The organism is Hymenobacter mellowenesis (genome assembly GCF_030581005.1).
In the GTDB taxonomy this organism is placed as follows: domain Bacteria; phylum Bacteroidota; class Bacteroidia; order Cytophagales; family Hymenobacteraceae; genus Hymenobacter; species Hymenobacter mellowenesis.
The window spans coordinates 925,378-947,404 of the sequence record NZ_JAUQSX010000001.1 but is presented as its reverse complement, the minus strand read 5'-3'; the positions used below and the strand labels follow the sequence as shown (position 1 = coordinate 947,404).

15 protein-coding genes are annotated in these 22,027 nt (G+C 59.7%); 5 read left to right on the top strand and 10 right to left on the bottom strand.

The features are described from left to right. Positions 1 to 169: 169 nt before the first annotated feature. Entirely contained in the window at positions 170 to 1,873 is a 1,704-nt protein-coding gene (locus tag Q5H92_RS03890) for a TrbL/VirB6 family protein (protein ID WP_305010172.1), read from the bottom strand. Continuing rightward, entirely contained in the window at positions 1,863 to 2,522 is a 660-nt protein-coding gene (locus Q5H92_RS03885) for an RNA polymerase sigma factor (protein WP_305010171.1), read from the bottom strand. Before Q5H92_RS03885 ends, Q5H92_RS03890 begins: the two co-directional genes overlap by 11 nt. 395 nt (positions 2,523 to 2,917) lie before the next feature. Here Q5H92_RS03885 and wrbA point away from each other — a divergent pair, with 395 nt between their 5' ends. Next, entirely contained in the window at positions 2,918 to 3,532 is a 615-nt protein-coding gene (gene wrbA, locus Q5H92_RS03880; RefSeq protein ID WP_305010170.1) for an NAD(P)H:quinone oxidoreductase, read from the top strand. 283 nt (positions 3,533 to 3,815) lie between these two features. After that, positions 3,816 to 6,353 carry a TonB-dependent receptor gene (locus Q5H92_RS03875; RefSeq protein ID WP_305010169.1) on the top strand — a complete coding sequence of 846 codons (2,538 nt, stop codon included), beginning with the start codon at positions 3,816 to 3,818 and terminating at the stop codon, positions 6,351 to 6,353. 242 nt (positions 6,354 to 6,595) lie between these two features. On the opposite strand, the gene Q5H92_RS03870 is transcribed toward Q5H92_RS03875, so the two are convergent. Then, entirely contained in the window at positions 6,596 to 7,336 is a 741-nt protein-coding gene (locus tag Q5H92_RS03870) for a shikimate dehydrogenase family protein (protein ID WP_305010168.1), read from the bottom strand. 119 nt (positions 7,337 to 7,455) lie between these two features. Continuing rightward, positions 7,456 to 8,133, bottom strand: a complete 678-nt coding sequence (locus tag Q5H92_RS03865) for a DedA family protein (protein WP_305010167.1) — start codon at positions 8,131 to 8,133, stop codon at positions 7,456 to 7,458. Positions 8,134 to 8,535: 402 nt separating this feature from the next. Here Q5H92_RS03865 and Q5H92_RS03860 point away from each other — a divergent pair, with 402 nt between their 5' ends. Both Q5H92_RS03860 and Q5H92_RS03855 read left to right on the top strand, forming a co-directional pair. After that, on the top strand, positions 8,536 to 9,459 hold the full coding sequence (locus Q5H92_RS03860; RefSeq protein WP_305010166.1) for a bestrophin family protein: 924 nt from the start codon (positions 8,536 to 8,538) through the stop codon (positions 9,457 to 9,459). A gap of 86 nt (positions 9,460 to 9,545) precedes the next feature. Next, positions 9,546 to 12,527, top strand: coding sequence for a T9SS type A sorting domain-containing protein (locus tag Q5H92_RS03855; protein ID WP_305010165.1), 2,982 nt, complete (start codon positions 9,546 to 9,548; stop codon positions 12,525 to 12,527). Positions 12,528 to 12,639: 112 nt separating this feature from the next. Here the strand turns inward: Q5H92_RS03855 and Q5H92_RS03850 are convergent, their stop codons facing one another. From Q5H92_RS03850 to Q5H92_RS03825, 6 genes are all read right to left on the bottom strand, one after another. Then, on the bottom strand, positions 12,640 to 13,470 hold the full coding sequence (locus Q5H92_RS03850) for a phosphosulfolactate synthase (RefSeq protein WP_305010164.1): 831 nt from the start codon (positions 13,468 to 13,470) through the stop codon (positions 12,640 to 12,642). Between the two features lie 127 nt (positions 13,471 to 13,597). Next, the gene (locus tag Q5H92_RS03845; protein WP_305010163.1) at positions 13,598 to 14,995 is read right to left on the bottom strand and encodes a tetratricopeptide repeat protein; all 1,398 of its coding nucleotides are present in this window, start codon (positions 14,993 to 14,995) and stop codon (positions 13,598 to 13,600) included. A 164-nt stretch (positions 14,996 to 15,159) separates the two neighbouring features. Next, positions 15,160 to 16,176 (bottom strand): NAD-dependent epimerase/dehydratase family protein, encoded by a 1,017-nt coding sequence (locus tag Q5H92_RS03840; RefSeq protein ID WP_305010162.1) that lies wholly within the window; start codon positions 16,174 to 16,176, stop codon positions 15,160 to 15,162. A gap of 102 nt (positions 16,177 to 16,278) precedes the next feature. After that, a complete protein-coding gene (locus tag Q5H92_RS03835; protein WP_305010161.1) occupies positions 16,279 to 17,058 on the bottom strand; it encodes a tyrosine-protein phosphatase in 780 nt (259 codons plus the stop codon). Between the two features lie 14 nt (positions 17,059 to 17,072). Then, positions 17,073 to 19,577, bottom strand: coding sequence for a polysaccharide biosynthesis tyrosine autokinase (locus Q5H92_RS03830; RefSeq protein WP_305010160.1), 2,505 nt, complete (start codon positions 19,575 to 19,577; stop codon positions 17,073 to 17,075). Positions 19,578 to 19,650: 73 nt separating this feature from the next. After that, entirely contained in the window at positions 19,651 to 20,583 is a 933-nt protein-coding gene (locus tag Q5H92_RS03825) for a polysaccharide biosynthesis/export family protein (protein WP_305010159.1), read from the bottom strand. A gap of 252 nt (positions 20,584 to 20,835) precedes the next feature. Here Q5H92_RS03825 and Q5H92_RS03820 point away from each other — a divergent pair, with 252 nt between their 5' ends. Continuing rightward, positions 20,836 to 21,981 (top strand): acyl-CoA dehydrogenase family protein, encoded by a 1,146-nt coding sequence (locus tag Q5H92_RS03820; protein WP_305010158.1) that lies wholly within the window; start codon positions 20,836 to 20,838, stop codon positions 21,979 to 21,981. The last annotated feature ends 46 nt before the right edge of the window (positions 21,982 to 22,027 follow it).

The window sequence follows — 22,027 nt, the reverse complement described above, 5'->3', positions numbered from 1 at the left end:
GGAATTGGGAAAAGTCAGTTGGAAGTGAGCATCAAACAGAACGTCATGCTGAGCGCAGTCGAAGCATCTCTACCTTAATAGTATTCCTTTTGATTGGACTTACTACTGCAGTAGAGATGCTTCGACTGCGCTCAGCATGACGTTCTGTTTGATGCTTTATCCTGAAACCCTACCGCCCGAATTCCATCCCCGCCTCCAGGCCGAAGCTATACGGGCGGCTCTGGGCCAGATAGCTCTGCGCCGGATGGGCATTCATCGGCGTCAAGCCCAGCTCAGCCACCGGGCCGAGAGTGAGGGCCCAACCCGCCGTGGTCGGGCGGAACTGCGCGCCAGCCGCGCCGCGCACGCTGCCCAGCACCCGCCGGTAGGGCCCGGCCGAGAGGACAGAGTACGTTTTGGTAGCTTCCGGCTCACCTTCCACGTCGCTGCGGGCGCCGAGCAGGGCGCTCACCACGCCGCCGAGGCGGCCGTAGAGGCTCCAGCCGCGTTTCACGGGGTTGGAATAGCTCACTTGCAAGGGCACGCTGCCCATGCGGTAGCGGAAGTTGGTGGTCCGCATCTGGCCGTTGGTGAAGGAGCCGAGGTCGTAGAGTTGCTCGCCCACGAAAGACGCGGTAGAAGCCGATTGAGCAGTGGACTGGCTGAATTCCAAGCCCGTGCTTGCCGACCAATGGCCCTTGAGGTGGCGCGTAGCCAGCAGCGCCAGGCGCTGGCTCAGGCCGGGGCGCAGATGCTCACGGTACTGGGCGGCGGCGGCTTCGGTCAGCTTCGGCGAGTCGGGGCCCAGGGCGGGGTTGTAGCCGTATTCGGGCTCGATACCCGCCCGCGAGAAGTTCACATTCGGATTGAAAACCGAAGCCGCGTAGCTCACGCCATAGTTCCACTTACTAAGCTCGGCGGCCAGCGTAGGCTCGGGCAGGGCTACCGTGGCCAAGCCGTTGGGCAGCGCCGCGCCGTTGGTCAGGCTGAGCGTAGCCGGACGGGCGGCGAGGAAACCCACCTGCTGCGGTCCGGCCGACGCCTGCGCCAAACCGGCCGAAGCCGAAGTTGCGCCGGCTACTTCCGTTGCGGCGCCCGCGCTGGTAGCTGCTGCGTCCGAACCAGTGATGCCATCCACCGAAGTAACACCAGCCGGTGCGGTACCGGCGGCAACCAAGCCGGCCTCCGTGGCGCCATTGATGCCAACGGTACCAGCGGCAGACTGCGCGCCGCCTTGCGCGACGATGGCGCTGCGGCTAGCATTCTGAGCAGCAGTAGCATCAGGCGTTGCGCCTGGCGTGGTGCTGTTCCGGCCAGCTTCGGCGCGGGCATCGCGCTCAAAGCCGCCACGCACCGAGGCCGCGCCGAAGCCAGTGCCGGTGGGCGCGGTGTTGGCGGCGTAAGTAGGCGCAGTGTTGCTGGCGCGGCCATTCAGGCCGTTTTCGGAAGCTGCATCAGAGCCAGCAGTGCCGGCTGCGGTGCCGGCCAGTGTGGTGGCGGGGGCCTGAGTTGCTGCACCGTTTAAGCTACCGTTATCAGAAAAGACCCGGCCGGCCGAAGTGGCCGCCGAGCTGCCCAACTGGCCATTGCGCGAAGCGGCTGGGGCCGTCACCGTAGCTACTTCGGCGCCCCGGAAGGCACCGTCGTGCTGGGCCCACCAGCCGGTGCCGGCCAGCGAGGCCAGAAACAGGCTGGCCGCCGCCACCCAACGGGTAGCCACGAGCCGCTTGCGGTAGATTTCGTTCTGCCGAATCAGCAGCGAATTGTCAATCTGGTCCCACAGCATGGGGCGCGGCGGCACGGCGGCCTCCTCGCCCAGGTGGTGGCGAAACAGGTCCTCGAGGCTGCCGGTGGTTTTAGGCGTAGTGTTATCGTCGATAGGATTAGCTGACATGGCGGGTTGGATTGCCGAGGCGTTCCAGTTTAGTTTGTAAGATAACGCGGCCCCGGGAATACTGCGACTTGCTGGTACCCTCGGTGATGCCCAATAATTCGCCGATTTCCTTGTGGGTGTAGCCCTCAATGGCGTAGAGGTTGAAAACCATGCGGTAGCGCGGCGCGAGCTCCTGCACCATGGCCAGCAGCTCCTGGAAATTGTAGTTGCTGAGCGTGAACTCTTCGCTGGCCAGTGTTTCGGGGTATTCGCCGTCGCTCACCGCCACCAGCGAGGCGTTGCGGCGGTGCTGGCGCAGAGCGGCATTAATCATGATGCGGCGAATCCAGAACTCCAGCGGGCACTCGCGGCGGAAGCTGCCCAGCGTGCGAAACACGGTGAGGAAACCCTCCTGCAATACGTCTTCGGCCTCAAAAGTGGTTTGGGCGTAGCGCAGGCACACGGCCATCATTTTGCCGGCGTACTTGTCGTAGAGCAGTTTCTGGGCGAGCTGGCGGCCGCGCAGGCAGCCGTCAATCAGCTCGGCTTCGGTGGGCGGGCTGGTCACGGCCGAGTGGCGGCTGGCGGTGAGGCGCGGCGCCACGGGCGTGGCGGGCTGGTCGGGCAGCACATCGTCGGCACCGAACGCAAACCAGGTCGCGGCGCTCATGCCGGCAGCCGGTAACCCGTGCCGGCGGGGGAGAAGGTAGTAGAGAAGGTCATTTTCTGCAGCATGGAAAGGCGAGTCGAGCCAGGGAAAGCCGGCCCCGCAGGGGGCGTGTTGCAAGGGAGATGCACCCCGCTGCCAAAGGGTTGCAAGCCGGTGAAAAACCTGCTGCAGCATCCACGGAAATAAGGCGACCCACCAATCCATCTTCGAAGATATTTATTTCTCACGCAACAACCCTGGCAACAGTTTCGGAGTTGAGGTTGAACGATGTAGGGACGGGGCCTGCCCCCGTCCGGCCGCCTGCGCTGCCTCAATAATTTCGTTCAACGCCCGTGCGGGGCAAGCCCCGCCCTTACCTCGTTCTAACCTTTTTCAACCACCTTAACCCCTTTTTCATGAAGACCCTTGTGCTGTTTTATTCTACCTATGGCCACGTCTGGAAACTGGCCGAAGCCATTGCCGAAGGCGCCCGCCAGATAGCCGGCAACGAAGTAGTGGTGAAGCGCGTGCCCGAAACGCTGCCCAAAGAAGTGCTGGACCAGACCGGGGCCACCGGCGCCCAGCAGGCCTTTGCCCATGTGCCCGTGGCCACCCCGCAGGAGCTCACAGAATACGACGCCATCCTGTTCGGTACGCCCACGCGCTACGGCAACCTCTGCGGCCAGATGCAGGCTTTCATGGACAGCACCGGCGGCCTCTGGGCCAAGGGCGCACTGGTGGGCAAAGTGGGCGGCGCCTTCGTGAGCACCGCCACCCAGCACGGCGGCCAGGAAACCACGCTGCGCAGCTTCCACACCGTGCTGTTGCACCACGGTTTCGTGATTGTGGGCCTGCCCTACGCTTGGCAGGGCCAGATGGGCCACGAGGAAGTAACCGGCGGCACGCCCTACGGCGCCAGCACCGTGGCCGGCGGCCAGGGCGAGCGCCAGCCCAGCGAAAACGAGTTGGAAGGCGCCCGCTTCCAGGGCCGCCACACCGCCGAAATCGCGCAGAAGCTGGCGGCAAAGTAGTGTGATGCAGCCTTCATTATAAGTGAGTAAAACCAGAATAGCCGCTCCTTTGGGAGCGGCTATTTTCTTGGGTATCATGTGGGAAAGCTGCGGTGCATGAGCGTGCAAAAAGTGCTTTCCTTTTCTTCAAACTAAGAAATTAGTTTTGTAAGTGCGTCTTTTTTAGTGAGTAGTGTAATAAAACGATTGATAGTGCGATATACCTCTGGCTTGGCTGGTACTTTTGTAGCCGGCGCAACGCTTTCCTGCTTTCCACATCTTTCGCCACACCTTCTTTCTGCTGATGAAACACACCTTACTCGGCTTGTCGCTACTGGCGACCTGCGCTAGCTCTGCCTACGCCCAAACGCCCGCGACCGCGCCGGCCACCGCCACTCCCGCCGCCAAACCCGCCGCGCCCAAGCCGCTGGTGCTGCCCGAGGCGCCCAAAGGCACCGGCCGCCTCAACGGCACCGTGCTCGACGGCGCCACCAAAAAGCCCGTGGAGTTTGCCACCGTGGCCCTGCTGCCCACCACCGGCGACACGCCCATCGACGGCACCGTGGCCGATGAAAAAGGGAAGTTTAGCCTGCGCGGGCTGGCCCCGGGCAGCTACCGCCTGCAGCTCAGCTTCCTGGGCTACGCGGCCCTGACGCGCGACGTGACCGTGACCAGTGGCACCACCGACCTGGGCCCGCTCAGCCTCACGGCCAGCGCCCAGCAGCTCGGCGACGTGACCGTGACCGGCGAAAAGGAAACCATCGAGGTGAAGCCTGACCGCATTGTGTACAACGCCGACCGCGACCTGACCAACAAGGGCGGCGTAGCCGCCGATGTGCTGCGCAAAGTGCCGCTGCTGAACGTGGACCTCGACGGCAACGTGCAGCTGCGCGGCTCCTCCAACATTCGGGTGCTCATCAACAACAAGCCCAGCAGCATCCTGGCCGGCAACCTGGCCGACGCCCTCAAGCAGCTGCCCGCCGACCAGATTGCCTCCGTGGAAGTCATCACCACGCCGGGCGCCAAGTACGACGGCGAAGGCACGGCCGGCATTGTGAACATCATTCTGAAAAAGAACAACCTGCAGGGCGTAAATGGCAGCGTGAACGCCGCCGCCGGCAACCGCAGCTCCAACGCCGGGGGCAGCCTCAACGTGCGCCGCGGCAAAGTGGGCGTGAACACCAACCTCAGCAGCTACCTCTACTACAGCCCCAGCGCCAGCACCTCGGAACGCACCAACTTCGGCGGCTCGGCCGATAATGTCATCTCGCGGCTAAACCAGAACGGCAGCGGCGACAACCTGGGCGGCGGCGCCTACGGCCGCATGAGTCTCGACTACGACCCGGCCAAAAACCACAGCCTCACCGTGGGCTTTAGCGGCAGCCTGAACCGCAACCAGAGCGAGAGCCAGCAAACCAACGACCTGCGCGTGTTCAGCGGCCCCACCGCCAGCCAGCTCTTCACCCGCGCCACGGAGAATAACTACAACTCGTCGAGCTACGACCTGAACGGCACCTACACGCGCACCTTCGAGGGCCAGCCCCGCCGCGAGTGGAGCCTGCTGGCCCAGCACTCGCGCAACCGCAACCTGCAGCCCTACGCGCTCAATCAATTCGAAAACCAGTACACGGCCACCGGCCTGCCTAACTACCGCGAGAGCAGCGACAACCTCTCGCGCAACCTCGAAACCACGCTCCAGACCGATTACACGCACCCCATCGGCGACAAGCGCAGCGTGGAAGTGGGCGGCAAGGCCATTCTGCGCCGGGTGCTGAGCGACTACCAGATTCAGACCGCCACTGGCGTGGACGCGCCGTTTGTAGTGGATGCGCGTCGCTCCAACGTGTTCGACTACGACCAGAACGTGGCCGCCGCCTACGCCACCTACGGCTTCCCGCTGGGCAAAAAGCTGAACTCGCGCGTGGGCACCCGCCTGGAGCGCACCGACATCGTGGGCCGCTTCCAGCAGAACGACATCACCCGCTTCACCAGCGGCTACACCAGCCTACTGCCCAACGCCAGCATCAACTACACCCGCAAGCCGGGCAGCAGCATCCGCCTGGCCTACAGCCGCCGCATCCAACGCCCCAACATCTACTACCTGAACCCCTACGAAAACCGCGTCGATAAATTCAACGTGAGCCGCGGCAACCCCGAGCTCGACCCCGAATTCACCGACAGCTACGAGCTGAATTACAGCACCTTCGTGAAAGGCTCGGTGCTCAACTTCTCGCTCTTCACGCGCCAGACCAACAACGCCATCGAAACCGTGCGCACCCAGCGCCTCGATACTACCGTGACCACCTTCGCCAACGTGGCCCGCAACCGCACCTACGGCGCCAGCGTGTTCGGCTCCTTCAAGCCCACCACCAAGTGGGAAATCAGCGGCTCCACCTCATTCAATTACGTGGTGCTGCGCTCCGGCTTCCTCAATACCACCAACGAGGGCCTGATGTACAACTTCAACCTGAATTCAACCTACAAATTCACCAAAACCCTGAGTGCGCAGTTCTACGGCGGCATCAGCTCGTCGCGCGTGCAGCTGCAGGGCCGCTCTTCTGCATGGAACTACTATTCCATGGGCATCAAGAAAACCATTCTGAAAGAGAAGGGCGACCTGACCCTCAACGCCGACAACTTCATCACCGCCCGGCGCGACCTGAACTCTTACGTCACCACGCCCGTCTTCAACCTGGAGCAGCACAACTACATCGCCCTGCGCGGCATCCGCCTGGCGTTCGGCTACCGCTTCGGCAAAATTGAAAATGCACCGCCCAAGCAGCGTCGCAGCATCCGCAACGACGACACCAAAGCCGGCGAAAGCCAGGGCGGCCAGCAGTAGGAGGGAGGCGTAGGCGCCCGCTGCTGTCATTGCGAGCGCAGCGAAGCAATCCGTCCTGTCAAAGCCAGACACGTTCCTTTATCACAAAGCCCCGGTACTGCGCAGTATCGGGGCTTTCGTTTTTTAATCAAGGCTGGTCGCTAAAGAAAGAGACTGGTCTTGACAAGACGGATTAACTACGCTGACCTTCGGTTGCCACGGCCTGCGGCCTCGCAATGACAGATGCTGCCCAGGCGCCTGCCTCATTTCCCATTCCAGATATCCCACGCCGCCTCCGCCTGCAAACACAGCATCTCAAACCCGTTCTTCACCTGCGCCCCGGCCTCCTTGCCTTTGGCCATGAAAAGGGTTTCGGTGGGGTTATACACCAGGTCATATAGGTAGTGCTGCTCCGTCAGCGCCTCGTAAGGCAGCGGCGGGCACTCGTCGGTGCGCGGAAAGGTGCCCAGCGGCGTGGCATTGATGATGAGCGGATGCGCGGCCACCAGCTGCGGCGTCAGGTCGGCGTAGGTGAGGCCGCGGGCCAGCGGGTCGCGGCTCACCAGCCAGTACGCAATGCCCAGCTCCTGCAGCGCCACGCCCACGGCCTTGGACGCGCCGCCGGTGCCCAGCACCAACGCCCGCGCCTCGGGCCGGAGCGGAAAGAACCGGCGCAACGATTCGCGGAAGCCGATGTAGTCGGTGTTGTGGCCGCGCAGATGCCCGTCGGGCGTGCGCTCAATCACATTCACCGCCCCCACGTGGGTGGCCGAGGGCGCGAGCTCATCCAGGTAAAGCATCACCGACTCCTTATAGGGCACTGTCACGTTCAGGCCCACCAGGTTGGGGTGGGTGGCCAGCAGGCCCGGTAGCTCATTCACCGAGGCCAGCTCGAACAAGTCGTACTGATAGTCGCTCAGGCCCAGCGAGTAAAACTTCTGGGTGAAATACGTTTGGGAAAATGAGTGGCTGAGGGTGCGGCCGATAAGCCCGAACTGGCGCATGGAAGGGGATGGAAGGGGAAGAGCTTCAAAAGAACACAAAAAAACGCCCCCAACCTTCCGGCTGGGGGCGTTTTGGCTGAGAAATGACTGCTTACCGTGGGCAAACCCCGGCCGGCCGCTTATTGCACATCGGCCGCAGGCTGGGCGCCAAACTTGCTTTTCAGGAACGACCACAGCGGCGGCAGCACCGAAATCAGGATGATGCCATAAATCACCAGCGTGAAGTTATTCTTTACGAGCGGAATATTGCCAAACAGGTAGCCCGCCAACGTGAGCGAAATCACCCACAGCGCCGCCCCCGCAATGCTGAACGAGGCAAAGTAGCGGTACGTCATGGTGCCCACGCCGGCCACAAAAGGAGCAAACGTGCGCACAATGGGCACGAAGCGCGCCATGATGATGGTTTTGCCGCCGTGCTTGGCATAAAAGGCCTGCGTCTGGTCGAGGTATTTGCGATTCAGGAACTTGTAGTTCTCGCGAAACACGCGCGGCCCCAGATAGTCGCCCACCATATAGTTCAGGTTATCGCCGATGAAGGCCGCCGCGATGAGCAGCGGAATCAGCAGCCAGATGTTGAGCAGCGGGTGGCCGGTTTCGGGGTTGGGCTGGGCGGCCAGCGTGCCGGCCACAAACAGCAGCGAGTCGCCGGGCAGGAAGGGCATCACAATCACCCCGGTTTCGGTGAAGATGATGAGGAACAGAATGAGGTAGGTGAGGTTGCCGTAGTCGTGCACCACGTTCACCAGCGTCTTATCGAGGTGGAGTAAAAGGTCGAAAAAATGTTTGATGAGTTCCATGCCAGGCCTAATGTGAGCCACAAAGAAAACGGGCCGCCGCCAAAGTGGCCGCGCCTAGCCACTATTTCCGGGCGGGGGTAGGGTGGACGGAGTGCCTTCCTTACCTTTGCGCCCCCTTACGCGTTGGCCGGCCGAAGTTTAATTATTTTTTTCTGCCATTTCACTTCTGCCGGAAACGCCTTTCTGCATCGTGCTGGCCTCATTCTACCCAAACCAGGCCGCCGCCAGCGGCGGCTGGTGGCCGCCCGCTCTTCAAAAATGGCATGACCTGTGATAAGCGGCCTCACAACTACTGCCCACCTGTGGCCGGCGTTTCGCTGCCCAGAGACCAATCTACCCGGCTGCCCAAACCTCCACGATTCCTTTGCCGTTGCAGGACGTAGAAAAAAATTTACCTGAATAATGATTGTTTATCAAGGAGGTGATTGGTGGCGGGCCTTGTGGCACTTCCATACTTCCGCCGTCATCCGTCTGTTGCTGAAGCGCGTGGCGCTGGTCGGGCTCTACGGGTCGGCCATCGCCGTGATTAGCATCGACTTCCATACGCTCAACGTCCGCATCGGGCGCGAGTACCTGTCCATTCTGGGCATTTTGCTCAGCTTGCTGCTGGTGTTCCGCACCAACACCGCCTACGACCGGTACTACGAAGGGCGCGGCGTGTGGGGACAGCTCGTGTCGCACTGCCGCGGGCTGGCCATGGAAATGAACGCCCTGCTCCCCCGTGAGGCCAAATCGAGCCGCCGCTACTTTGCCGCCCTCATCTCCAACTTCCCCATTGCCCTCGAAGGCAGCCTGCGCAACCGCGTGCGCTTCGACAAGATGGAGGCTACCCCCGACATCATCGACCGCCTGCAAAAGGCCGAGAGCGTGTGCTCTACCATCATTGCCGTATTGATGGAAAGCGTGGAGCAGCTGCGGCAGGTCCAGATTTTCGACCCCATCCACCTCATCAACATCAAGCAGCACTACCTGGGCATGATGAGCGTGAACGGTACCTGCGAGCGCATCAAGGCCACGCCCATTCCGTATTCCTACAGCTTTTTCATCAAATGCTATATCACCATTTTCATTATGATAATGCCGTTGGTGCTCGTAGATTCGTGCGGCTGGTGGATGGTGCCCATCACCATGATTGGGGCCTACGCCATGCTGGGCCTGGAAATGATTGGCAATGAGATTGAAAACCCCTTTGGCTACGACAGCAACGACTTGCCCATCACACAGCTCTCCAATAAGATTCGGGTGAGCGTGCACGATTTGCTGGGCGTGGAACTGCCCGCTGAGAAAAAAGCGCTGGCCACCATCCCCTACAGCATCGTGCACTAGCTTCTGCCTCTGGTGTTTCGCACACCGGATGGCCTGCTTGACGCAGTGGCTACGCACAACATCCAGGAATCATTATTAATAATGATTTGAACAAAATATTTAACTTTTCCCAAGTTGGGTTACTTTTTTCCCAAACAGGTTTACCTTTTCCCAACTCCTGCGTATATGCGCCTCGTGACGAAACACGGGCTTTTCGTTTCCCTCCTTTTTACATCCAATTCCCAATCCAAATGCAAACTTTAACATTTACTCAGAAGCTGTTGCGACAGCGGCGCTTCCTCAGCTTTTTGCTCCCGCTGTTCGCCATTTTTGTCGGCCTAGGCTCGACGCAAACGGTGCAAGCCGCTGTGACACTAGGCAGTGCACAGGTAATCGTTAACCAAGGCAACGGCAACAATACTTATGCGAAAGCCACTTATGATGGCTCTACGCTAATTGACCAGAAGCCGGGTTCCACCACAGCGCCGAAGTTCGACATCAACACAGGTACGCTTATTTTCAACGGCGGCACCCTGACCACCACCGAAACCGGCACGAGCGTCGTCAACGGTGCTTTTATCGACTACACGATTTATGACCCTAGCTTCAACCCTGTTTCGTCGGGCACTGTTCAACTTGCGCAGACCACTGCAAGCGGAGGCGTACGCACTTTCTCTAACTCTACTGCAGCCACAAGCATCATTCCGCTCATTCAAACGGCCGGTGATGGTTATTCCCTTTCAGTAAGCTACCGCGCTACTTACCGCAACGGTTCCGGCCCGGTACTGACTACTCGCGACGATAACGGCGGTGCGGGCTATACAGCTTTTTTTGATGTGACGGGTACCCGTGCTCCGGCCCCCACGCTTAACCCTGCCAACATTCAGATTGCCTCTGATGGTGGGAATGCAACCTCGTACTACTTCCCGAACACCGGTACCAACCCTCAGTTTCCGGGCTATAATTTCTGCTCCAGCCAGAATGCCGGTGGAACCTCCTGCGCTTTTGACATCAACAACGGACAGCTACGTCTCACGAACACGACGGTGACGACCACCGAAGCGGGTTCTAATACGGTGAGCGGCGTAGTGCTTTATTATCGTGTTCGCTCTACTTCGTCGGGTGGCGGCGCCTTCCAGCCAATCACGCTCTCGCAATCGGGGACTGCCTCGGGCGGTGTTCGGACTTTCATCATCGACCCCAGCAGCCCCAGCAACTCCAACCCGCAACCTAACCTGATAGGTGCATCGGCAGTAACGTCAATTGGCAATTATGCCATTGATATTTACTACCAGGCTAGTGGGGTAAACAGCTCTACGGGTGTTCCTTTCACCGTTACCTATCCGCCTACCGGCTACTCCACTGCTACTTTCACGGTTGGGGGCACTCCCATTGCCGTAACCATCTGGACTGGCGCAGTTAACGACAACTGGTTTGACGCTGGTAACTGGACGAATGGTATTCCCAATCCATCTACGAATGCGCTGATTCGCGACTTGGGCACTGGCAACAGTGTACCCTATCCCAATATCCGCTCGGACTTCCGTTACGAAACGGCGGGCGGGGCGTTGATTTACGATAACAGGGGCTCGGGCCCGGCCCAGACGCTCAATTTTGTGATGGGTGGTAACTCGCAGGCAGCACGTTCTATCGCCCGCTTGGTAGTCGGTCAGTTGCGGGTGTTCGGCACCTTCGACAACACGTACGACAGCTTCATTCAGCGGGAAAACACCATCATGGAGTTCGCGGGGGGCAACCAGAATATTACGGGCGGCTCGTTCGTACGGGTCGACATCTCCGGCGGAGGCACCAAGACACTGCAAGGGGTAATGAACGTTTCGGAAGCGCTCAACTTCATGACGCCGAATGTGTACACTACCGCTGCTAACCCGCTGGCAAATAATCCTTACGTTACGCTGTCGAACAACGCTGGTATTTTGGCTACGGACATCACTCAGCCCGCCACCAACGTCGTTTTCCTGTCTGACCGGGCCTCTACCAACTTCAACAACGGCGCACAGCTGAACGGGGAGAATGACCCTTCTTTCCTGTATGGCTTTGTTCGGACAACCCGTCAGGGGGTATTGGTTGGTGAAACCCGCACGTACGGCAACATCGGTATGACTCTGACATTTACCGGGAATAATAGCCCCGGCAACGTAGAGGTTACCCGCAATACGGTTGAAGCATATTCCCCCGTTAGCGGCCGGTTCGGCATCCGTCGCATCATTGGTGTGCGGCCCAGCGACCAGCAAACGTCCAGTGGTGGCCTCCGGGCAAACATGGTTTTCCGCTACCGCGATGCCGAAACCATGAACCTGAACGGCCCCAACACCAGAACGCCGGGCACTGGCAGCATTCCTGAAGCCAGCCTGATTATTTTCCTTTCGACGAACTCGGGCAACACCTTTGGAGCCATTGGCCGCGACGGTGCGGTTGACCAAACGAATAACACGGTATCCAAGACGGGCGTAACGAACTTCGCTACCTTCACCCTCGGCGACCAAAACAACCCGCTGCCCGTTCGCCTCACGGCGTTCGATGCCAAGCGCTTCGGCAAGAATGCCCTCATCACCTGGCAGACGGCCACCGAATTCAACAGCAAAGGCTACGAAGTGCAGGCTTCGACCAATGGCACCGAGTTTCATACGGTGGCTTATGTGGCCAGCGCCGCTCCTAACTCTACGAAGCTGACCAACTATAGCTACGAAGACAAGACGAGCTACAGCGCCGGCACGGTTTACTACCGCCTGCACCAAATCGACCTCGACGGCAAGGAGGACTATTTCGGTCCCCGCACCGTTAGCTTCGATGGCAAAGCAACGGCTGCTAGCGCAGTGGCTTACCCGAACCCCTACAATGCCAACGACGAGTTGCACATCGCATTGGAGTCGAACGATGCCGGCAAAGGCACACTGCGCATCACCGACATGACCGGCCGTACGGTGCGCGAAGAGTCGATTGAGCTGAACAAAGGCTTGTCCGACATGCCGGTGAACGGTGTGAAAGAATTGAAAGCCGGTGTTTACATGGTGCGCGTGACGCTGCCTTCCGGCGAAACGAAAACCCTGAAAGTGGTGAAGCAATAAGCTTCAGACACAAACACGAAAAAGGCCGGCTCCCGCAAGGGGGCCGGCCTTTTTGCTTGTGGGGGCTAACTGGCCTCCGAACCGTTAGCCAAATCGGAAGCGAATCGCCGGTTTAGCCGCGGGGCATCGACGTGCCCGGCTTGGTGCTCTTGGCAGCCGGGTGGAACATGGGGTCCACGGCGTCCATGTCAAGGAAGTGGGTGAAGGTGTCGCCGCGCAGGCCCAATCGAATGGTTTCGAGGCTCACTACTTCGTTGGGGGCGATGTTGCCCACGTTCACGTTGGAGCCCAGCAGCTTGATGAACCACACCTGCTGGGCCTTCTGCGGGGCCTCCCAGATGATTTTCTCGGCCGGAATCTTGGTCAGGATTTCCTCTACCAGGCCCGAGCGCACCTCGCCGGTGCTGCGGAACAGGCCTACATTGCCGCCCTCGCGGGCCTCACCAATCACCTTGATGGCGCCGGCTTCGAGTTCGGTTTCCATCTGCGAAATCCACTTGTAAGGCGGAATGATTTTTTCGGCGTCCTTCGAGCCCACTTCGCTCAGCACGCGCACGCCCTTGCTCAGCTCGCGGATGTACTCGCACTTGCGGCCGTGGTCGAGGTCGATGCTGCCGTCCGACACCTCGGCGTACTCCATGCCGAACTTGTCGAGCAGACGGCGGTAATCGTCAAACTGGTTGCGGATGATGAAAGCTTCAAACAGCGTGCCGCCGAAATACACCGGAATGCCGGCCGCGCGGTAGATTTCGAGCTTGCGCTGGAGGTTGGGCACCACGTAGGAGGTGGCCCACCCCAGCTTCACCACGTCGGTGTAGGCGCCGCCCACTTCCAGAAAATCTTCCACTTCGCGCAGGCTCATGCCTTTGTCCATCACCATGGTGTAGCCTTGCTCGCGGGGCTTGGCCGTGCGCTCAGGAAGTTGAGAGAGGTCGTAATTCATCAATTTGAGGTGTAAAACAGTTGATTTAGGAGAAAACAGCGGCCGGAAACGGGTGGAGCCGGCAACAAAAAACCGCCCGTTCGCGAGAACGGGCGGTTACAAAAGTAGCGTCTAAGTGAGGGAAATGTTATTTCCGAAACTGCTCAATCAATTTCTTGAGGCCCGGCTGCTCACGCAGTTCCGGGAAATAGTCGAATAGCAGTACGTGTTGCTCGTAGTTGAGCGTGAGGGCCGTTTCGAGGGTGTTGTAGGCCTCGCGCATGCGGCCGTCGGCCAGCAGGTAGGCGCACAGCATATACTGAAAATGCGCCTCCATCGGATGCAGCTCCACGGCGTGGCGCACCAGTTCTACGGCTTCAGAAAAGTGGCCCTGCTCGTAGAGAATGGCGCTCCAGCTCACCCAGCCCTGCACGTCGTCGGGAGCCACTTCAGTGGCTTTCTCGTACGATTCAAGCGCGCTCACCACGTTGCCCACCTGGTTCTCGGCTGCGCCCAGCGCCGACCAGTACTCGCCGCTCTCCGCATACAACTCGGTAGCCTTGCGGAAGTAATGGATGGCCTCAAACCAACGCCCCTGTTCCTGCAGCAGCACACCCTGGCCAAACCACGCCTCGTCCATCTCTGGGTTTAGCTCCAGCGCCTGGCGGTAGTATTTGCGGGCGGGCTCCCACTCGCGTAGCTTCTCGTAGCATTCGCCGATGTTGCACAGGGCCTCATCAGTCGGCTGGCCGGCCGGGTAGGCCTGCTCAAACTCGGCAATGGCCTTCTGGTACTCCTGCTGGCACACAAAGGTGTCAGCCAGCCAGTGGTGGGCGTCGTGGAAATCGGGGCTGATGGTCACGGCGAAATCGAACGCCTCCGCGGCCTTCGTGAAGTCTTCGCGGCGGTACCAGTATTGACCCAGGTTGTACCAAGCCGTGGCCGAGTACGGGTCATCGTCGGTGAAGCGCTTGAAGAACTCCTCATGCTCCTCCAGCCGACCCGTGATGTCGAGGCAGTGCAGGAGCTCTTGCACGCCGGTTTCGTTGTCGGGGTTCAGGCGCAGGCTTTGCTTGTAGTGCTTGGCCGCGCTCTTGAATTTCTGCCAGCTCTGGAAAGCCAGGCCGAGGTTGAAATGAATGTCCTCGCGCTCGGGCTCCTGTTCCAGGCCGGCCCGGAAAAACTCCACCGCCTCGGCAAATTCGCCGCGCTGCGTGCTGATGATGCCGCGCGTCACGGCCACGTCGGCGTTGGTAGGGTCGAGGGCAGCTACGGCGTCAATCTGGCGCTCGGCTTCGGTGTAGTCGCCGCGCATGGCCGTCACCTGAGCGCGGTCAATCAGTAACTCGGTTGAGAAGGGGTATTGACCCAGCGCGGCCTCGCAGGCCTGCAGGGCCTTGTCAAATTCAGCGTTGGTGACGTAATGGTCGATGATGTTCTCGAAGTCCTCCAAGTCGAAGAAAACGGACTCCTGCTGGGCCAGCATGCGCTCGAAGCGGCGCACGGTGTCCAGCACAGCCCGGTGGTTTTCAAAATGTTCGTTCATGCGCATAAAATCGCCGTTAAGTGGATTAATCGGGGTTTTGTGAACGGGCGGCCTGAGCGTCGGATAACAAAAAATAAGCCGCCGGCAAACCGTTGTTCACTCCACTTGCTAGTACTCTGTCAATGATAACAAATATTGAGCAAAACCGTGCAATCCGGCTCTTGCTAAGATACGATAACCGCCGGGGCGCTGGTCGGGTTTTCGCTCAATCCGGCCGCGCACCAGGCCAGTGTCTCGGCTAACGGGCGGAATGTGAGCCCTGTAGCACTTTGGACTTTGCCGTGTGCGTACACCACCGGCCGACGGCCGGCCCGCGCCGTGTCTTTCGTAATGAGCGGCCGCGCACCCGTGAGCACCGCCCGGGCGTGCTCCAGCCGCCAGATGACTTCGGCAGCCCAGTCGGGCACAGCCACCGTGGGCGGGCGGCGCTGCAAAGCCGCCGCCGCCTGCCGGAAAAAGTCGCCGAGCGGCAGGGCTTCGGCGCTCAGAATGTAGCGCTCCCCGCTCACCTCCGGGTGGTCGAGGGCCAGGGCCAGTAGTTGGGCCACCACGTCGCGCACATCCACGAAATTGACTAGCCCGCGGGTGTAGAAGCGGTGTTGCTGGTGGGCGTAGCGCAGCAGGCGGGTGCTGCTGCGGTTCCAGTCGCCCGGCCCCAGCACCACCGACGGATTTACGATGACGGCAGACAAGCCCTCGGCCACGCCTCGCCACACTTCTAACTCGCCGAGGTACTTCGAGGTCGCATAGGCCGGGTGCGCGGCGCCAAGGTCCCAGGTGGCTGCCTCCGTCACGCTCAGCGTTCCGGTAGCCGTGGCAGCGCCCGACGGTGTGCCCAGCGCCGCTACCGACGACACATACGCCAACCGGATGCCCGGCCTCTCCAGACAGGCGTCTACCACGGCGGCCGTGCCTTCCACATTCACCTGCAGCAGCAGGGTTTCGTCCTGCGGGGCGTACGATACCAGCCCAGCACAGTGGAATACGTGCGTCACATCGGGCGTGAGGGCGGCGCGCAGCTGCTCGGTATCCAGCAGGTCGCCGGCTATCCATTCCACACCCGGCGCGGCCGTGGTGGGCACCGCCCCCCGGTGCAGGGCACGCACCGGCAGCCCCCGCTCGCGCAGGGCCCGCAACAGAAAAGAGCCAATGAGGCCCGTGCCGCCGGTAACGAAAACCATAGATTTAATTGTTAGTTGCTCGTTGTCAGTTGCTCGTTGTCAGTTGCTAGGTGTTCAGCAGAGTAGTTAACAGCTAACAACTGACAACCAAAAACAAAGTCATCAGAGCGTATTGTTCAGCAGCGGCATTTTCAGCAGCTTTTCCAGGTAGGGCTGCGGCACGGTACGGCGCAGCAGGGTGTCGGTGTGGCGCAGGTGATGGGTATCAGTACCCACAAAATCAACCAAGCCGCCGTCAATCAGCTGCTCTGCTACTTTCTTAGCGCCCGGCGAGTAGTAGCCCGACAGTGAATTCAGGTTCACTTGCAGGAGCACGTCGTAATCGCGGCGCATCTTCTCAATTTCCGCGAAGCGGCCGTACAGGTAGGTGTAGCGCTCGGGGTGGGCCAGCACCGGCCGGTAGCCCTGCGCTTTCATCTCGAAGATGATTTCGAACAGGTTGAGCGGCTCGTTCATGTACGATGTCTCAAACAGCAAATACCGCTTCTCCCCGCCGAAGGTGAGCATTTCGGTGCCATCGGCCAGCTTTCGGCCCAGGAACTCGTCCAGGTAATACTCGGCCGCACAGTCTAATTCTACATCAGTCAGGCCGGCCTCAGTGGCAGCGTCTCGCAGCAGCTTCAGCGCCGCCCGGATGCCTTCCGGGGTGTTCTTGTAGAAGTCGCCCATGATGTGGGGCGTCATCACCAGCTTGCGAAAGCCCAGCTCGCGCAGGGCCCGTAGCAATTCTACCGAATGCTCCACCGTTTCGGCTCCATCGTCGAGGCCGGGCAGCAGGTGCGAGTGCATGTCGGCCCCCAACGTAGCTAGGGCAGCCACCGGCGGCGCCAGATTGGCGGCCGGCGCGGCCCCGCCAAAAAGCTTTTGCCAGAGCGAAGCCATTTATCTAAAGTGTGTTAGGTGAAAAACTTCTTCAACTTTTGGCCGAAGGTGAGGGGCCGGCTGGATGGCTCTTCGTAATAGCCCTGGCCGTAGCCACCGTAGTTGCCGTAGCCGTAGCCGTAGCCGTAGCCATATCCATAGCCATAGCCCGCGCCAGCCGGTGCATCGTTGAGGATGGTGCACATGTTGGTGAGGTTGTTGCTGCGCATGAGGCGGTTCAGGTTCTTAATGAAGGCCTTACGCGAATAATCAGCCCGCACAATGTAGAGCGGGATATCCGCTTTGCGCATAATTAGGATGCCATCTGTCACCAGACCCACCGGCGGGGTATCAATCAGAATGACGTCATAGGTCCGGTACAGCTCCTGAATCATGGCATCGAACCGGTCGCTCAGAATCAGCTCCGACGGGTTGGGTGGCGTGGGGCCGGCCGAAATGAACTGCAACGAATCAATGGTGGTCGGCTGGATGCATTCCTGCACGCTGTGGCGCTCGATGAGAATGGTGCTTACGCCCTTGGTGTTTTCGGCGCTGAAAGCCAAGTTCACCTTGGGCTTGCGCATGTCCAGGTCAAGGATGACCACCCGCTGCCCCGACAGCGCGATGATGCCGGCCAGGTTCACCGTCACGAACGTTTTGCCTTCGCCCGAAATAGTAGACGTGACCGAAATCATCCGCTTTTTCTTCGAAGAGCTAATAAAATCCAGGTTCGTTCGGATGGAGCGAATGGATTCGGAAATAGCCGATTTGGGGTTTTTGTCCACCACCAGCCGCGAAATCTCCATTCTCTCCTTGTCGTAGGTGGGAATGATGCCCAGCACCGAGGCCTTGGTGCTGCGCTCCAGCTCCCGCACATTCGTCACGGTGTTGTGCATAAAATAGCGCACCGCAATCAGGCCCAGGCCCAGCAGCAGGCCCCCGGCCAGTCCAATGGCGTAGGCTAGCAGCTTGTTGGGGAAGATGGGGGCACCCGGTAAGGAGGCCGGCGACAAAATCGTGAAATCGGCAATGTTGCCGGCCTTTTGAATCTCAAAACCGATTTTCCGCCGAAACAAGTCCTGGTATTGCTGGCCGTATTGCTCCACCGGCCGGCGCAGGCGGTCTTGCTCGGTGGCCTGGGCCGGCTTGTCTTGCAACGATGCATCCAGTTTGCTGCTTTGCTGGTCCAGCAGCCTCATTTGCCGCCGCAGCAGCTTTTCGTCCTGCTGCAGAATGCGCCGGATTTTGTTGCGCGTAAATTCCAGGTTGGCCTGGCGCTGCTGCACGGCCTCTGTCTTGTCGGTGCTGGAGCGGCTGAGCCGGCGCAACTGCCACTGCTGGTCGTTCAATTCATTGAGGCCCGAGGCCAGCTGGGGGTCGTCGAGGCCCGCAATGGCGGGGATGCTCTGCTCCACCCGCTCGTCCTCCGAGGAAGTAATGCTTTCCTCTTTGATGAGCCGGCCGAGTTCGACCAACAGCCCCAACTTTTCATTCAGGGTTTCTTTGTCCAGTTCCAACTTTTCCAGCCGCTGCACAAGGGAACCTGCCTCGGCCGTCACGTCCAGCACCTTGTTTTTTTCCAAAAAGGCTTGCAGGCGAGCCTGGGCTTCCTGCAGTTGCTGCTTGGTGTCGTTGAGGGTTTTGTCCAGAAACTTGGTTTGTTGGTCAACCGACAGGGCCTTCTGGGCCATTTTCGCCTGTTTATAAACCGTGTCAATTTTGTTGACGATGCTCTGGGCCTTGATGGGGGTAAAGTCTTTAAACGAGATGCCAATGGTGTTGGCGTCCGGGTTCACAATTTCTACGGCCAGATTTTTATCCAGATAGGCATTAACGGCCCCCGCGTCCTGAATGGTGAAATGGTAGTCCGAGTCCAGCACCTCCTGGTTTAGTTGGGGGGTGCCATCAATCTGCAGTTGAATGCCGGGCAGATTGATGGGTTGCCCCAACGCGTATTCCTTGCCCGCAGTACTTCCGCTGTTGGCGAACTCTAGTTTAAAGCGCTGAAGACTTGTGAATTTCAGGCTGAATTTCCGGTTGTAAAAGCTAGGGTCGGCAATGGTGTACTTGACGTGGAAGGGAGAAGTGCCGTACAATTCTGTTTCCAGCACGGTGCCTTGCACATAATAATTCACGTCCAGTGCCAGGGAATCCTTTAGGCGCTGGTAAATAACATTGGACTTGATTAATTCTACCTCGCCCGCCAGCTTGCCTCCCCGGCCTTTATCGCCGGCTGGGGCTATCTGTTCGGCAATGCCCATTTCGGTCGCCTGTGCGCGCTCATCAATTCGCAGCAGCGACGACGATTGGTACACCGGCTTGGTATAGCGCAGGTACAGCCAAGAGGCCGTCATGCCCAGCACAATGAGCAGTATCATCCACAACAAGCTGCGGCGGGCCACCAGCACCAGAGTGGTGATATCAAGGCCCGCGGAATCGTCCTCATCAGCATCGTTGAAGGGAGTGGTGGGCGGGGCCACCACTCCCCCCGACGCGTTGCGGATGAGTTCTTCAAGCTCGAGGTTTTCGTTTATAGCCATTGCACTAGAATTGCCAGATTTGCCCGCTCCACAAAGGCGGTATAAGTATACGTGAGACCGGACAACGCAGCGGTTACCGTCTGACTTGAGAAATAATAAAGAACGTAGTCGTCAGCACCACGCTGGTCAGGCTGAGAATCGGACCCGCGTCGGTCAGCGCATCGAGGAATGGTCTCCGAATAGGCTCAATGTAAATCACGTCATTGGGCTCCACCTGCAGATTGGCCCGTCGCATGCCGTCGAGTGTCGATAAGTCGATTTGCTGCACCCGCGGGTTTTTCAAATCGCCGCGAATGATGCGGATGTTATCGGCCCGGCCGCCGTTGCGGTACAGGCCGCCGCTGCCGCCCCCCCCGCCATCGATGCCGCCCGCCAAGGCCAGCACTTCCAGCAGGTTCATGTTATCGTTATTCAGCGCAATAACCTGTCCGCCCACCGACCCCATCACCACAACGCGGTTATTGGTCACGCGCGTCGACACGAAGGCTTGCTTGTAGTATTCATTAAAGCGGATAGCCAGCATGCTATCGGCTTGTAGCAGCGACAGCCCGCTGACGCGAAGGCGGCCTACCAGCGGCAGCGTCACGGTGCCGTCTGCCTGCACCAAAAACTCAGACCCCCCACTGCTGGTACCCGCACCAGCGCCGGTGTTGCGTGTCGGCTGGGCACTACGCCCGGCACCGCCCACCACGCTGCCCCGGCTGGGCAGCCCGCCCGAAGGCGAGCCGAACTGCAGTTCCCCGTTGGGGTCCAGAATGCGTTCGCCTTTGTTGGTGTTCACCCGCACATCCAGGTAATCATTGGGCTGAATGACATAATTGCGCTCGGTCCGATTCACCGCAATGCGCAGCTTGGTGCTGTCGAGCTGGCGTCCTTGGCTGTCGGTGAGGCGAAAAAGGGTCCGCTTTTGATAATACTTCGTGGAGGCACACGACGAAAAAAGCAGCATAGCCGGCAGCGCCAGAAGCCACAGCCGCCCAAAGCGGCAAAGAAGAAATGTCGGCATGAAGGCCAATGAGTGCAGAATCAAATAAAAAAACCGGAAACTCCCGAAGCCCGCAACGGCAGGTTTCCCCCAAAAAGCCTCAAAAGTAACGCTTTTGCCGCGCCCTTTCAACAACAGCTCGTTAGGCTCGCCGTCCGCCCGGCCGTTGCCAACGCCGAAACCCGTACTTTCGCGTAGCCAAAACGAACAGTCGTTCGTTTCGAAATGGCTCATTCGTACGTACTCACAATTCCCACCAACCGTTCCCGTTCTATGGAAGCCGTAGCCACCGAAAACCAGACCATGATTGCGCAAATGGTGCGCGACTTTGGCGCCCAACACATCAAGCCCCACATGATGAGGTGGGATGAAAGCCAGGAGTTTCCCGTCGATGTGTTTCATAAGCTCGGCGAGCTGGGCCTGATGGGCGTGCTGGTGCCCCAGGAGTACGGCGGGGCCGGTTTTGGCTACGTGGAGTACGTTACGGCCATCGCCGAGCTGTCGAAGATTGACGGCAGCATTGGCCTGAGCATGGCCGCTCACAACTCGCTCTGCACCGGTCACATTTTACAGCACGCCTCCGAGGAGCAGAAGCATAAGTACCTGCCCAAGCTGGCCACCGGCGAATGGATTGGCGCCTGGGGTCTCACTGAGCCTAACACCGGCTCCGATGCCGGCAACATGCGCACCACCGCCGTGCTTGACGAGAGCGGCGAAAATTATATTCTCAACGGCGCGAAAAACTTTATCACCCACGGCAAAACCGGCAACGTAGCCGTCGTCATCGCCCGCACCGGCGAGGTGGGCGACTCGCACGGCATGACGGCCTTCATCATCGAGCGCGGCACGCCGGGCTTCGCGGCCGGCCGCAAGGAAGACAAGCTGGGCATGCGCGCTTCCGAAACCACCGAGCTGATTTTCACCGACTGCAAGGTGCCCGTGGGCAATGTGATTGGCAAAGTGGGCGACGGCTTCGTGCAAAGCCTGAAAGTGCTCGACGGCGGCCGCATCAGCATCGCGGCCCTGAGCCTGGGCATTGCGCAGGGCGCCTATGAGGCTGCCCTGCAATACAGTAAGGAGCGCCACCAGTTCAATCAGCCAATCAGCAACTTCCAGGGCATTGCTTTCAAGCTGGCCGATATGGCTACCGAGATTGAGGCCGCCAGCCTGCTCACCTACCGCGCCGCCGCCATGAAGGACGCCGGCCAGAACGTGAACCTGGAATCGGCCATGGCCAAGCTCTACGCCTCGGAAGTGTGCGTGCGCACGGCCAACGAAGGCGTGCAGATTTTCGGCGGCTACGGCTACACCAAAGATTACCCCGCTGAGAAATACTACCGCGACTCCAAGCTCTGCACCATCGGCGAGGGCACCAGCGAAATCCAGAAGCTGGTCATTGCCCGGGTGCTCCTCAAGTAGAACCACCGATTTAACAGATTCTAACGGATTTAACAGATTTTTTGTG

What these genes read in the sequence shown, in the direction of transcription:
- Q5H92_RS03890 (WP_305010172.1), bottom strand. Translation starts at nt 1,873, where the DNA reads ATGTCAGCTAATCCTATCGACGATAACACTACGCCTAAAACCACCGGC.
- Q5H92_RS03885 (WP_305010171.1), bottom strand. Translation starts at nt 2,522, where the DNA reads ATGAGCGCCGCGACCTGGTTTGCGTTCGGTGCCGACGATGTGCTGCCC.
- wrbA (WP_305010170.1), top strand. Translation starts at nt 2,918, where the DNA reads ATGAAGACCCTTGTGCTGTTTTATTCTACCTATGGCCACGTCTGGAAA.
- Q5H92_RS03875 (WP_305010169.1), top strand. Translation starts at nt 3,816, where the DNA reads ATGAAACACACCTTACTCGGCTTGTCGCTACTGGCGACCTGCGCTAGC.
- Q5H92_RS03870 (WP_305010168.1), bottom strand. Translation starts at nt 7,336, where the DNA reads ATGCGCCAGTTCGGGCTTATCGGCCGCACCCTCAGCCACTCATTTTCC.
- Q5H92_RS03865 (WP_305010167.1), bottom strand. Translation starts at nt 8,133, where the DNA reads ATGGAACTCATCAAACATTTTTTCGACCTTTTACTCCACCTCGATAAG.
- Q5H92_RS03860 (WP_305010166.1), top strand. Translation starts at nt 8,536, where the DNA reads ATGATTGTTTATCAAGGAGGTGATTGGTGGCGGGCCTTGTGGCACTTC.
- Q5H92_RS03850 (WP_305010164.1), bottom strand. Translation starts at nt 13,470, where the DNA reads ATGAATTACGACCTCTCTCAACTTCCTGAGCGCACGGCCAAGCCCCGC.
- Q5H92_RS03845 (WP_305010163.1), bottom strand. Translation starts at nt 14,995, where the DNA reads ATGAACGAACATTTTGAAAACCACCGGGCTGTGCTGGACACCGTGCGC.
- Q5H92_RS03840 (WP_305010162.1), bottom strand. Translation starts at nt 16,176, where the DNA reads ATGGTTTTCGTTACCGGCGGCACGGGCCTCATTGGCTCTTTTCTGTTG.
- Q5H92_RS03835 (WP_305010161.1), bottom strand. Translation starts at nt 17,058, where the DNA reads ATGGCTTCGCTCTGGCAAAAGCTTTTTGGCGGGGCCGCGCCGGCCGCC.
- Q5H92_RS03830 (WP_305010160.1), bottom strand. Translation starts at nt 19,577, where the DNA reads ATGGCTATAAACGAAAACCTCGAGCTTGAAGAACTCATCCGCAACGCG.
- Q5H92_RS03825 (WP_305010159.1), bottom strand. Translation starts at nt 20,583, where the DNA reads ATGCCGACATTTCTTCTTTGCCGCTTTGGGCGGCTGTGGCTTCTGGCG.
- Q5H92_RS03820 (WP_305010158.1), top strand. Translation starts at nt 20,836, where the DNA reads ATGGAAGCCGTAGCCACCGAAAACCAGACCATGATTGCGCAAATGGTG.